Source organism: Caldisalinibacter kiritimatiensis (genome assembly GCF_000387765.1).
GTDB lineage: Bacteria > Bacillota > Clostridia > Tissierellales > Caldisalinibacteraceae > Caldisalinibacter > Caldisalinibacter kiritimatiensis.
The window spans coordinates 1-13,006 of the sequence record NZ_ARZA01000274.1 but is presented as its reverse complement, the minus strand read 5'-3'; the positions used below and the strand labels follow the sequence as shown (position 1 = coordinate 13,006).

The 13,006-nt window shown below is 30.8% G+C and carries 11 protein-coding genes; all 11 read left to right on the top strand.

The window, feature by feature from the left end:
• The first annotated feature begins 85 nt into the window (after nt 1–85).
• The 11 genes from noc (at nt 86) to L21TH_RS14390 (ending at nt 12,975) form a co-directional block, all read left to right on the top strand.
• Nucleotides 86–889, top strand: a complete 804-nt coding sequence (gene noc, locus L21TH_RS12635) for a nucleoid occlusion protein (protein ID WP_006317184.1) — start codon at nt 86–88, stop codon at nt 887–889.
• Nucleotides 890–1,397: 508 nt separating this feature from the next.
• Nucleotides 1,398–2,171: a ParA family protein gene (locus tag L21TH_RS12630; RefSeq protein WP_006317180.1), complete on the top strand. Its 774-nt coding sequence runs from the start codon at nt 1,398–1,400 to the stop codon at nt 2,169–2,171.
• The gene (locus tag L21TH_RS12625) at nt 2,172–3,044 is read left to right on the top strand and encodes a ParB/RepB/Spo0J family partition protein (RefSeq protein ID WP_006317179.1); all 873 of its coding nucleotides are present in this window, start codon (nt 2,172–2,174) and stop codon (nt 3,042–3,044) included.
• 497 nt (nt 3,045–3,541) lie between these two features.
• Nucleotides 3,542–4,441, top strand: coding sequence for a PhzF family phenazine biosynthesis protein (locus L21TH_RS12620; RefSeq protein WP_006317178.1), 900 nt, complete (start codon nt 3,542–3,544; stop codon nt 4,439–4,441).
• Nucleotides 4,442–5,135: 694 nt separating this feature from the next.
• The gene (locus tag L21TH_RS12615; RefSeq protein ID WP_006317170.1) at nt 5,136–5,627 is read left to right on the top strand and encodes an NADH-quinone oxidoreductase subunit NuoE family protein; all 492 of its coding nucleotides are present in this window, start codon (nt 5,136–5,138) and stop codon (nt 5,625–5,627) included.
• Between the two features lie 135 nt (nt 5,628–5,762).
• Complete coding sequence (locus L21TH_RS12610; protein WP_006317168.1) at nt 5,763–6,131, top strand: (2Fe-2S) ferredoxin domain-containing protein; 369 nt, start codon at nt 5,763–5,765, stop codon at nt 6,129–6,131.
• Between the two features lie 49 nt (nt 6,132–6,180).
• Nucleotides 6,181–7,974 (top strand): NADH-quinone oxidoreductase subunit NuoF, encoded by a 1,794-nt coding sequence (gene nuoF / locus L21TH_RS12605; RefSeq protein ID WP_006317166.1) that lies wholly within the window; start codon nt 6,181–6,183, stop codon nt 7,972–7,974.
• A 39-nt stretch (nt 7,975–8,013) separates the two neighbouring features.
• Nucleotides 8,014–9,822, top strand: coding sequence for an NADH-dependent [FeFe] hydrogenase, group A6 (locus L21TH_RS12600; RefSeq protein ID WP_006317165.1), 1,809 nt, complete (start codon nt 8,014–8,016; stop codon nt 9,820–9,822).
• 324 nt (nt 9,823–10,146) lie between these two features.
• Nucleotides 10,147–11,499 carry a coiled-coil domain-containing protein gene (locus L21TH_RS12595; protein ID WP_006317163.1) on the top strand — a complete coding sequence of 451 codons (1,353 nt, stop codon included), beginning with the start codon at nt 10,147–10,149 and terminating at the stop codon, nt 11,497–11,499.
• Nucleotides 11,500–11,586: 87 nt separating this feature from the next.
• On the top strand, nt 11,587–12,729 hold the full coding sequence (locus tag L21TH_RS12590; protein WP_006317162.1) for an aminotransferase class V-fold PLP-dependent enzyme: 1,143 nt from the start codon (nt 11,587–11,589) through the stop codon (nt 12,727–12,729).
• Nucleotides 12,730–12,834: 105 nt separating this feature from the next.
• Nucleotides 12,835–12,975: a hypothetical protein gene (locus L21TH_RS14390; RefSeq protein WP_155848389.1), complete on the top strand. Its 141-nt coding sequence runs from the start codon at nt 12,835–12,837 to the stop codon at nt 12,973–12,975.
• The last annotated feature ends 31 nt before the right edge of the window (nt 12,976–13,006 follow it).

Genomic DNA, 13,006 nt, shown 5'->3' with positions numbered 1-13,006 from the left:
AACGGATTGATAAGATATAGTTATGTAATTAAGTAAATTAGAAGTAGGTAAAAACGGGTAGAAGTAAAAGGGAGAGGGATGCTAAATGAGTGAAAAAAGAGAAATAAAATATATTCCTATCGAGCAAATTAAGCCTAACCCTTATCAGCCAAGAAAGAGTTTTAGTAAAAGGTCTTTAGAAGAATTAAGTCAATCAATAAAAGCATATGGAGTAATACAACCGATAAGTGTAAGAAAGTTAGCTGAAAATAGTTATGAGCTAGTTGCGGGTGAGAGAAGATTAAGAGCTAGTGAGATGGCTAATTTAGAAAGCATACCAGCTATAGTTGTAGAAATGAAGGACAAGGATTCAGCAGCAATGGCTTTGATAGAAAACTTACAAAGAAGAGATTTGAATTTTATAGAAGAGGCAGAGGCTTATTATAACTTGATAAATGACCACGGAATGACTCAACAGGAGTTGGCTGAAAAGATAGGAAAGAATCAATCGACTGTTGCAAACAAGCTGAGAATATTGAGATTACCAGTAGAAGTAAAGAAAATGATTATAGAAAATGGATTAACTGAGCGTCATGCTAGAGCATTATTAAAATTACCTGATAAGGAATTACAAATAAAAGTATTAGAAAAAGTAATAAAGAACGAATTAAATGTAAAAAAGACAGAGAAGTTAATAAAGGATATATTAGAAGACATAACTAGTGAAAAGGAAAAAGAGAATAAGCAGAGAATAAAGAATTTAATAAATTTCAGAATATATTTGAATACATTAAAAAATGCTTACAATGCAATAAAAGAGAGCGGAGTAGATGCAGAGTATAAACAGAAAGATAAAGGTGATTTTATTGAGGTAGTTGTTAAAATACCTAAAAATAAGAAAACAGGTTAATAGAAATGTAAAGTTTAAAAGTTTGTAGTTTTAGGTCTAGTTCCTTAGGTTTTTTTAGCTATTAGCCGAAATGTAAAGTAGCTTACATTTCAATGTGAGATAACAATGTCAAATTAAAGATATATGATACAAAAGATTTTGTAGCACACAATTCATTGTGTGCTTTTAAATTTATGTATATATTAAGTTGTTCTTCAATAAAGTAATTAAATATTGATATATAGTTTTGTTGTCGCTGGACGCTTACATCCAGCGACTAAATTTGTATTCTAAAGGATTTATGTTTTTAGTCGTTATCTTGTATATCTTTTCTCACGTATACTTTCACGTCCTTTAGAATGTTATTTTGCACGTAAAAAGTGACTTTGCCACTTTTTTTTATTGTCTAAATTAAAATAAAAATATAAAATTAAAGTAGAATAGAAAAAACTAACATTAAAAATTAGAAGGAATATTTTTAATAATTGAAGAAATATAATTTTATTAGCAAAGAAAGTGAGGTGGAAAGGTGGCAAAGGTAATAGCAATTTTTAATCAAAAGGGTGGGGTAGGAAAAACTACTACCAATGTAAACTTAAGTGCTTGTTTAGCAGAATTGGGTAAAAAAATTCTTGTAGTAGATATAGACCCACAGGGGAATACAACAAGTGGATTTGGAATAGACAAAAATTCCTTAGAATTATCAACCTATGATATATTAATTAATAATGTTGGCGTCGATGAATCAACTATAAATACTAATATAAAGAATTTATTTCTAGTTCCTTCAAATGTAGAATTAGCAGGAGCTGAAATAGAGCTTACGAAGAGTGAGCATAGAGAACTTGCATTAAAAAATGCTATAAAAAAAATAAAAGAAGATTATGACTTTATATTTATAGATTGTCCACCTTCTTTAGGGTTATTGACTATCAATGCTTTAGCAGCTGTAGATAGTGTAGTTATACCAATCCAATGCGAGTATTACGCATTAGAAGGTGTTAGTCAACTGATGGATACTATAAAACTTGTAAAAAAGAATCTTAATCCTAAATTAGAAATAGAGGGCGTAGTTTTAAGTATGTTTGACGGAAGAACAAATCTTTCAATACAGGTAGTTGAAGAAGTAAAAAAATATTTCAAGGGGAAGGTTTTTACAACAATAATACCGAGGAATGTAAGGTTAGCTGAAGCACCTAGTTATGGATTATCTATATTAGAATATGACCCTAAATCAAGGGGGGCTGAAGCCTATAAGGAGCTAGCTGAAGAATTTATTAGTAACATGGAGGATGTGATATAGATGGCTAAAAAGAAACGAGGTTTAGGGAAAGGATTATCAGCTTTAATTCCAGATGAACCAAAAGAAGAGATTATAGAAGAAGCTGGAGAAAAAATTGTAAGTTTAGATATTTCTTTAATTGAACCTAATGATGAACAACCTAGACGGCATTTCGATGAGCAATCACTATACGAGCTAACAAAATCTATTGAAGCCCATGGAGTTTTACAACCTATTATAGTCAGAAAGAAAGGAAAGGGTTATCAGATAGTAGCAGGAGAAAGAAGATGGAGAGCTGCTAAAGAGGCGGGTCTTAAAGAAATACCTTGTTTAGTAAAAGAGCTAGAACAAATAAAATCTACTGAAATAGCGTTAATAGAAAATATACAAAGAGAAGATTTGAACCCAATAGAAGAAGCACTAGCCTATAATGGATTAATGGACAAGTATGATTTTACACAAGAAGAAGTGGCAGATATAGTTGGTAAAAGTAGATCATATATTGCGAATGTAACGAGATTATTAAATCTAGATGAGAGAGTATTAGAGTACATATCAACAGGAAGATTAAGTAGTGGCCATGGACGAGCATTATTGTCAATAAGAGATTCTGAATTACAATACGGAACAGCAATAAAAATAATGGAAAAAGGGTTAAGTGTTAGAGAGACAGAAAAATTAATAAAAGAAATGAAAAATAAAAAGAAGAATAAAAGAAAGAATAAAGTACAAAAGAAGAAGGATCCAATACTTATAGAATTAGAAGATAATTTAACTAAAGTATTAGGAACCAAGGTACAAATAAGTAAGGGAAGGAAAAAAGGAAAAATAGAAATAGAGTATTATAGTGATGAAGATTTAGAAAGAATTTTAGATATTATTTCAAACGCTTAATGTTTCACGTGAAACAAAAGAGACTGTGCTATGCACGGTCTCTTTTGTTTAGTTAAGAAAGTATATTTACATTATAGGTTGTAATTAAGTTTAATATAAGTTTTAAAGGCAGAAAAAATATTTGTAAAATTACTATCGAAAAGCGAAAGGCGAACAGCGAATAGCCTAGTTCTTTCTAATATTCTCCTGAGAACTAAGAACTGAATCAAATGCTACTAATTACTAACTAACAAATCAACGAAGTCGACTTTATTCTAACATATAGGGAACTATATTTAAATTAAAGTTTAAGAATTATTTTCTGTCTCCTTCGAATTCCTTTATTAAACCATAGAAATGAATCCATACTAAAAAATAGTTAAATTACATAATAAAACTATAAATTCTATTTATAAGTATGAAATCAATATAAAATGAAACATTACAAATTATACCACACACATATTATTAAAAATCTGTTATAATATGTTTTAGAAGGGTTTAGAGGGGTGCTTTTTATGGATTATATTTTATATCAAGTAGATGTATTTACTGAGAAACCTTTTGAAGGTAATCCTGCAGGTATAGTACCAGATGCAAAAGGTTTAACAGAGGAAACTATGCAAAAAATAGCTACAGAAATTAACGTTTCAGAAACAGCATTCGTAACCCCTATCAATAAAAAAGAATATCAAGTTAGATTTTTTACTCCAGAATGTGAAATTGATTTGTGTGGACATGCCACAATAGCAACATTTTTTACTTTAGCTCATAAAGGATATATTGATAGCATAAAGGATGGAGCTTTAAGAGTTTATCAAATAACCAAAGTAGGAAGACTACCGGTAGACATATACTTTAAAAATGGACAAGTAGATAAAGTAATGATGCATCAAGATAAACCAAAGTCGTTAGGTACAGTAAACAATCTAAAAGAGATAAGTGAAGCATTAAGCATAAAGCTAGAAGATATAGGAATAGGGAATCGTGAGTTTAAATCTGAAATTATATCCACAGGATTGCCAGATATTATATTACCAGTTAAAAGCAAAGCTATATTAGACAATCTGAAAATTGATTTTCCTAAATTAAAACAAATATCAAAACAATATAATGTTATTGGTTTACATGTGTTTTGTATAGAAAATGAAAAAAAAGTAGAAAAGGTGTATTGTAGGAATTTTGCACCTATTGTAGGAATAAATGAAGAATCTGCTACTGGAACTTCTAATGGAGCTCTTATATACTATTTAAAGAAAAACAATATTTTAAAGAAAGATACTTTAATTGCTTATCAAGGTGAACATCTAGGTAGACCTAGTGAAATTTTTTGTGAGATAGAACAAACAGAAAATGATTATATAGTAAAGGTTGGAGGTAGATCTCATTTAGTCCTAGAGAGTGTAATTTTAATATAAAGTTGATAGTGTTTTTTTAAAGTTGAAAGTTAGTTAATTCACAATCAATACATAAAAGATTTGTTAAGGTTTATGTTGATTAATAAATTTACCATGCTATTCTCGAAGTGGCAAAAAATGCATTAATATATATTTATTACTATCTTACAACCTGTAATTACATGCTAAATAATACAATGAATATCACAATAATATTTTTTTACCATAGAATGTAAAAAAATTCACGAACTTTTGATGCAAAAATAGGGTGCAAAACAATAAAATAGCAGAATTTTATTTGTTAAAAAAATTTAACTAATGTTTTTGAAATAAAATTACGCTAATGATTGACAAAAAATAAACGACTAATATATAATTAGAGTGAGTTTAGGACTTATACATTTAAATAAATTGAAATTAGACTAAAGATAGATTTTGAGTCACCCCAAAATTAGATTTAAGAAATTGTAGGCATTCCTATAAAACCTATCTGCGAATAAAATAGCGTCATGACGGGTAAGAAAACCTTTCCATTGATTAATGAAACATAAAATACCGCAGCATAGGCATATCTAAAATACAACATCCCAAAACCTTGAATCTCTGCTGTTCTTGATGGCTATCTTGCACAAGAAGTTGTACAAGAAACGAGAGATTCAGTTTATGTGTATAAACTTTATCAATTAAATATATGGAGAATAAAGGAGGTTTTAAAGTGGAGTTCAAATTTGATTTAAAAGAGAATGCAGAGAAGTTAGAACAGCTTAAAAAGGTTATTCAAGAGAATAAGAACAAAAAAGGCGCACTAATGCCAGTTTTACACGAAGCACAAAAAATATTTGGATATCTACCAATTGAAGTTCAAAGAATGATATCAGAAGGACTTAATATACCTCTAGCGGAAATATACGGTGTAGCTACTTTCTACTCACAATTCACACTAATACCAAAAGGTAAATATGAAATTGGAGTTTGTTTAGGTACAGCTTGTTATGTAAAGGGTGCACAAGATGTAATTGATAAGATTAAGGAAATACTAGATATCGAAGTAGGTGGAACTACTAAAAATAAAAAATTCTCATTACAAGCAACTAGATGTATAGGAGCTTGTGGTTTAGCACCAGTTATGACAATCAATGATGACGTATATGGTAGATTAAAAGCTGAAGATGTACCAGGAATATTAAAGAAATACATGGAGGAGTAATCCAAACATAACTAAAGATGAAATAAAAGAAAAATTCAAAACTTTAGATGAAATAATAAAGTTTATTGTTACTATGGATTTTTAAAGTTATATATTTATGAAGCGCTTATATCTAAGAGTATGGAGGTGTAGAGAATGAAAACATTAGAAGAATTAAAAAAGATTAGAGAAGAAGCCAGAAAGACTGTTGATATAAGAAAGAATAAAAAAGGAACAAGAATAGTAGTAGGTATGGCTACTTGCGGTATTTCAGCGGGAGCAAGACCTGTGTTAAAGGCTCTTCTAGAAGAAGTTCAGAAGAGAAATTTAGAAGATGTCGTGGTAACACAAACAGGATGTATTGGTGTATGTAGACTAGAGCCTATTGTTGAGGTTTACAGACCTAATGAAGAAAAAGTAACTTATGTAGAAATGACTCCTGAGAAGGCTAAAAGAGTTATAGTTGAGCACATTGTTAATGGAAACGTAGTTAATGAATATACAATAGGAGCATACGAAGATTAATTGTTTCACGTGAAACATGTAGTACAAGAATGTAAAGGAGGTTAAAATAATGGAATTCTACAGAGCGCATATACTTGTATGTGGTGGTACTGGATGTACTTCATCAAGCTCAGATAAAATAGAAGAAGAATTTATAGCAAAGCTAGAAGAGAAAGAATTAGATAAAGAAGTTAAAGTTGTTAGAACTGGATGTTTCGGATTATGTGAAGTTGGACCTATAGTAGTTGTATATCCTGAAGGTGCTTTCTACAGCCACGTAAAGGTTGAGGATGTAGAAAGAATAGTAGAGGAACACATTTTAAAAGGAAGAATAGTAGAAGACTTATTATACACAGGAGCAAAAGCAGAAGATACTATTAAATCAATAGACGAAGTTGATTTCTATAAGAAACAAAGAAGAGTAGCATTAAGAAACTGTGGTGCAATTAACCCTGAAGATATTAACGAATATATTGCTTTTGATGGATATATGGCTTTAGGTAAAGTATTAACTGAAATGACTCCAAAAGAAGTTATAGAAGAAATTAAAAAATCAGGTTTAAGAGGTAGAGGTGGTGGAGGATTTCCTACAGGACTTAAGTGGGAATTCACTGCTAAAGCAGAAGGAGACCAAAAATATGTATTATGTAATGCTGACGAAGGAGACCCAGGAGCTTTCATGGATAGAAGTATCCTTGAAGGGGACCCACATGCAGTAATAGAAGCAATGGCCATTGCGGGCTATGCTGTAGGTGCAAACCAAGGATATATCTATGTAAGAGCTGAGTATCCAATCGCGGTTCAAAGACTTCAAATAGCTATTAAGCAAGCTAAAGAAAAAGGATTATTAGGAGAAGATATATTCGGAACTGGATTTAATTTTGATTTAGAAGTTAGATTAGGTGCCGGAGCTTTCGTATGTGGTGAAGAAACTGCACTTATTGCTTCTATAGAAGGCGAAAGAGGTATGCCAAGAAACAAGCCGCCTTATCCGGCAAACAAAGGATTATGGGGCAAACCAACATTAATCAATAACGTTGAGACTTACGCAAATATTCCTCAAATTATTCTAAAAGGTGCAGATTGGTTCGGTGGAATCGGAACAGAAAACTCAAAGGGAACAAAGGTATTCGCATTAGGTGGTAAGATTAAGAATACTGGTCTAGTTGAAATCCCAATGGGTACTACTTTAAGAGAAGTAATTTATGAAGTTGGTGGAGGAATTCCTAACGGTAAGAAATTCAAAGCCGTTCAAACAGGAGGTCCTTCAGGTGGATGTATTCCAGCTGAATATTTAGATACACCAATCGATTACGATTCATTAACAGAGCTTGGTTCTATGATGGGTTCTGGTGGTATGATTGTAATGGACGAAGATACTTGTATGGTTGACATAGCAAGATTCTTCTTAGACTTTACAGTTGAAGAGTCATGCGGTAAATGTCCTCCATGTAGAATAGGAACTAAGAGAATGTTAGAAATATTAGAAAAGATTACTTCAGGTAAAGGTGAACCAGGAGATATAGAAAAGCTTGAAAAATTAGCTGAAAACATTAAATCATCAGCATTATGTGGTTTAGGTCAAACAGCTCCTAATCCAGTATTATCAACATTAAAATATTTCAGAGATGAGTATGAAGCACACGTATATGACAAGAAATGCCCTGCTGGTTCATGTAAAGCATTATTATCATATAAAATTATTGAAGATAAATGTAAAGGATGCGGACTATGTGCTAAAGCATGTCCTGCAGATGCTATTTCAGGTGAAATAAAGAATCCACATGTTATAGATACAGATAAATGTGTTAAGTGTGGAGCTTGTATAGAAAAATGTCCATTCGATGCAATTGTAACTATATAATTAATATGTTTAATAATTAGTAGAAAAGGGGTGTAAAAGTTGAATAAAGTTACCATTACTATAGATAACCAAACAATTGAGGTTCCAGAGAATTATACGGTTCTAGAAGCTGCTAGAAGCATCGGTATAGATATTCCTACTCTTTGTTATTTGAAAGATGTAAATGAAGTTGGAGCTTGTAGAATGTGTCTTGTTGAAGTTGAAGGAGCTAGAAATCTTCAAACTTCATGTGTACTTCCAGTAAGAGATGGAATGGTAGTAAAAACAAATACTAAAAAAGTTAGAGAAGCTAGAAAAGCTACTTTAGAATTAATTCTTTCTAACCATGAAAGAGAATGTTTAACTTGTTCAAGAAATAATAATTGTGAATTACAAGCATTAGCTGAAGAATTGGGAGTTAGAGATATACCATTTGAAGGTGAAAAAACAAATTTACCATTAGACCTTTCATCAAAATCAGTAGTTAGAGACCCTAATAAATGTATATTATGTGGTAGATGTGTAAGTGTGTGTGCTCAAGTACAAACAGTTGGAGTATTAGGATTTAGAGAAAGAGGATTTGAAACAACTGTTGGACCAGCATACGATAAAGGATTGGGCGAAGTTCCATGTATAAACTGTGGTCAATGTATCGCAGCTTGTCCAGTTGGAGCATTAAGAGAAAAAGAGTCAATTGATTATGTATGGGAAGCATTAGATGACGATAGTAAGCACGTAGTAGTTCAAACAGCACCAGCAGTTAGAGCTGCTTTAGGAGAAGAATTTGGTCTTGAAATGGGAACAAGAGTTACAGGAAGAATGGCTGCAGCGTTAAGAAGACTTGGATTTGACAAGGTATTTGATACAGACTTCGCAGCAGACTTAACAATAATGGAAGAAGGACATGAGCTATTAGGTAGATTACAAAACGGTGGAAAATTACCAATGATTACTTCTTGTTCTCCAGGATGGATTAAGTTCTGTGAGCATAATTATCCAGAGTTCTTAGATAACTTATCAACTTGTAAATCACCACAAGAAATGATGGGTGCTGTAATCAAATCATACTATGCTGAAAAGAATAATATTGACCCTAAAGATATAGTAGTAGTTTCTGTAATGCCATGTACAGCTAAGAAATTCGAGGCTGATAGAGAAGAATTAGCTGCTACAGGATACCAAGATGTAGATTATGTAATTACTACAAGAGAGTTAGGTAGAATGATTAAGCAAGCTAGAATTGACTTTGTAAATCTACCAGATGAAGATTTTGATGAAATATTAGGTGAATCAACAGGTGCTGCAGTAATATTCGGTGTAACTGGTGGAGTTATGGAAGCAGCATTAAGAACAGTAGCAGAGGTTGTTACTGGCAAAGAATTAGAAAAAATAGAATTTGAGCAAGTAAGAGGTATGGAAGGAATTAAAGAAGCTGAAGTTACTTTAGGAGATAAAACTGTAAAAGTAGCAATTGCTCATGGTACTGGTAATGCAAGAAAATTACTAGACGATGTAAAAGCAGGAAAGAAAGAATATCACTTTATAGAAATTATGGCTTGTCCAGGTGGATGTATAAATGGTGGAGGACAGCCACATGTAAGTGCCAAAGATAGATATACTAAAGATGTAAAAGCAGAAAGAGCTAAAGCTTTATATGCAGAAGACGAAGCTAAGACAATTAGAAAATCACATGAAAACCCAATGATTAAGAAGATATATGAAGAGTATTTAGGAGAGCCAAACGGACACAAATCTCATAAATTACTTCACACTCATTATGCACCAAGAGATAATTATCCAGTAGATGATGAAGCAAACTTCAAAGAAATAACTGCAGATTTTAAAGAAGCAGCAGCTTGCAATGAGTAAGGATAGAATTAAAGTCCCTAGTTTATACTAGGGGCTTTTTTCAATACAATTAAAAAACAGAGTTTAGAATATAAAGTATAGTATATAAGATTTCTTGCAGCTTTTGTTCTATAATTATTAAATTTTACATATTCAATTTTAAATTATATCCTAAAAGCGATTATATTTGATAATAAACAACATATATAGACAGAATAAGACTTAATACTAGGGAACTATATCCTTACATAATATGGTATAATAGTAGTAAATAGTGGTATGCTTTGAGGTAAAAGCAAAAATGGTTTGCTTATGTCAATGTATAATGAGGGGGAAATATTTTTTATGAGAAAAGTTGCTCTTGCAGTACTTTTATTAATTTGTATTCAACACCTACTAACAGGATGTAATATAATACAAACTAATTCACAAATTGGGGAAGTAGATAAGATTTCAAAGATGCAACAAAAGCTAGATAATATATCAAATGAACAGCAAAATTTAAAAAAAGAGATTGAAAAGTTAAACATTCAGATTGAAAATAATACTAAAGAGTTACTTAGGCAAACTGAATATTTTACAAATAAAAAATATATAGTAGGTACAAGAGTATTCGGAAAAGGGTCAAAAGTTTTAACAATAGACAACATTACAATTATACTGAAAAGTGATAATAATATTTTAGTTGAAACTGAAAACAATAAAATAGAAATAAAAAATCGATATAATGCAGATGAAAATGATGAAGTTACCCTTAAATATGCTGAAATATCAAATGATAGTCAATTTTTAGCTTTTACAGTTGAAGCACATGCTAGTGAAAAAATATATTTAGTTAATTTAAAGTTATCGGAGTATAATTTGATAAGTGACATGGAAATAGTATCAAAACCAAGATGGTCTCCAAAGGAAAATACTCTTGCATTATCAATAGGCTCTATTGGAAAAGAAAAATTAGGTATTTATTACCCTGATATCAAGGAAATATATACTGTAAATGAAAATTTTATTTCAATCATTGATATAAAATGGTCTAAGAGCGGAGAGTTTATAGATTTTATAGCAGAAAAAACATCAGACAAATTTTCCATATATAGACTTATTATTGAAAGTAAAAAAATTATCAAGATAGATAATATGACTATAGAAGAAGTAAGGGACTGGACAAAGAAAACTAACGAAAAAGTAAATTTATCGGATTTCGCAATAAATGGAGTTGAAATTTTTAAAACTAAGTATGAACAATTAGTAAGAAGTTTTGGAGAACCTAAAAAGGTTAATAAATTAAATGATAAAAATCTTATTATATTAAAAGGATATTTTAATATAATTAATTACGATGGAATTGAGTTTACTATGTATTGTAAAAATAATGATTTTGATTTAGAAGAGAGTCAAGTTATTGAGATTGACGTATTTAACAATAAATTTCACACAAATAGAGGTATAAAAGTAGGAGATAGAGTAGAAAAAGTGGTTAAAGAGTATGATATACAAAAATTCTATAGGTTTGAATACAATGATGATTCGCATATTAATAAAAGAGTTATAGAAGGTATTAGAAGAGATAAATTTTCTCTAGAAGATTATGATTATTATACTTATATATATCATCCCACAGTTCCAAGAGTATTAATATTCCTTTTCAAAGATAACATACTAGAAAGGATAGTTATAAGGCACCCAGCAGCAGATTAAAAAGCTGTATAAAACAATACTTAAAAAGAATATATATATATAATATGATATAATTTTAATAAAGAAAAGTTTTGAGGGGGACCTGAAATGATTTATTTAGATAATGCAGCTACTTCGTATCCGAAGCCTAATATTGTATATGAAACAATGATGAAGGCTATGAAAGAGTATGGGGCTAATCCTGGACGTTCAGGACATAAGTTGGCACTTGAAGCTGGAAGGGGTATATTTGAAACAAGAGAGTTATTGAGTAAACTATTTAATATAGATAATCCAATGAATATAGTATTTACTCATAATGCTACTGATGCATTGAACCTAGGTATAAAAGGATTACTTAAACCAGGTGACCATGTTATAACTACATCAATGGAGCACAATTCAGTGTTAAGACCATTAAAGGCTTTAGAAAAAGCCGGGGTAGAAACGACTATCATTCAGTGTAGCCCAACAGGAGAAATTGATGTTGCAGATATTGAAAAAAGCATAAAGGACGATACAAGATTAATAGTCACTACTCACGCATCTAATTTAACAGGTACTATATATCCGATAAGGGAAATTGGGGAAATCGCTAAGAAATATGGTATAGTGTACATGGTTGATGCGGCTCAATCTGCAGGAGTATATGATATTGATGTACAAGAAATGAATATTGATATGTTAGCTTTTCCTGGACACAAAGGCTTATTAGGACCTCAAGGGACAGGAGGACTATATATAAGAGAGGGGTTAGATTTACATCAGTTAAAAGAAGGAGGAACTGGAAGTAAATCAAATTTATTAACACAGCCGGATTTTTTACCTGATAAATTTGAAAGTGGTACTCCTAACACTCCAGGGATAATTGGATTAGGAGCAGGAATTAAGTATATATTAGAAAGAGGAATAGAAGATATTAGAAATCATGAAAAGGAATTAACTAAATATTTCATAGAAGAACTAAAAAAAATACAAGAAGTTAAACTTTATGGACCATGTAATGTAGAAAAACAAGCAGCTGTCGTTTCAATTAATATAGGAGATGAAGATTCTTCTGAAGTTAGTTACATACTAGATAATGTGTTTAATATAGCCGTTAGACCTGGGCTTCATTGTGCTCCGTTAGCACATAAAACTATAGGAGCCTATGAACAGGGAACTATCAGATTTAGTATGGGAGTATTCAATACATTTAATGATATAGAAAAAGCTGTCGAAGCTGTAAGAAAGATTTCCGAGGAAATATAAAAATAGCGGTTAAAGCCGCTATTTTTATATTTAAAATAAAGGATTTTTATAGTATTTGTAGAATTAATATTTTTATCGTTTAAACTTATATGAAAGGGGAATATTATGGAATCATTAATGAGTATAATTTCAGAAAATAATTTAGAAATAATATTAGGTCTTATAGTAGCTTTGGTTCTATTGGTAGTTATTAATATAGTTACTCAATTTAGGATAATTAAGCGAGAATCCTCCCTATTTCAATAGGGAGATGAATCGCTATTTATTTTTTAAAATA

What these genes read in the sequence shown, in the direction of transcription:
- noc (WP_006317184.1), top strand. Translation starts at nt 86, where the DNA reads ATGAGTGAAAAAAGAGAAATAAAATATATTCCTATCGAGCAAATTAAG.
- L21TH_RS12625 (WP_006317179.1), top strand. Translation starts at nt 2,172, where the DNA reads ATGGCTAAAAAGAAACGAGGTTTAGGGAAAGGATTATCAGCTTTAATT.
- L21TH_RS12620 (WP_006317178.1), top strand. Translation starts at nt 3,542, where the DNA reads ATGGATTATATTTTATATCAAGTAGATGTATTTACTGAGAAACCTTTT.
- L21TH_RS12610 (WP_006317168.1), top strand. Translation starts at nt 5,763, where the DNA reads ATGAAAACATTAGAAGAATTAAAAAAGATTAGAGAAGAAGCCAGAAAG.
- nuoF (WP_006317166.1), top strand. Translation starts at nt 6,181, where the DNA reads ATGGAATTCTACAGAGCGCATATACTTGTATGTGGTGGTACTGGATGT.
- L21TH_RS12595 (WP_006317163.1), top strand. Translation starts at nt 10,147, where the DNA reads ATGAGAAAAGTTGCTCTTGCAGTACTTTTATTAATTTGTATTCAACAC.
- L21TH_RS12590 (WP_006317162.1), top strand. Translation starts at nt 11,587, where the DNA reads ATGATTTATTTAGATAATGCAGCTACTTCGTATCCGAAGCCTAATATT.
- L21TH_RS14390 (WP_155848389.1), top strand. Translation starts at nt 12,835, where the DNA reads ATGGAATCATTAATGAGTATAATTTCAGAAAATAATTTAGAAATAATA.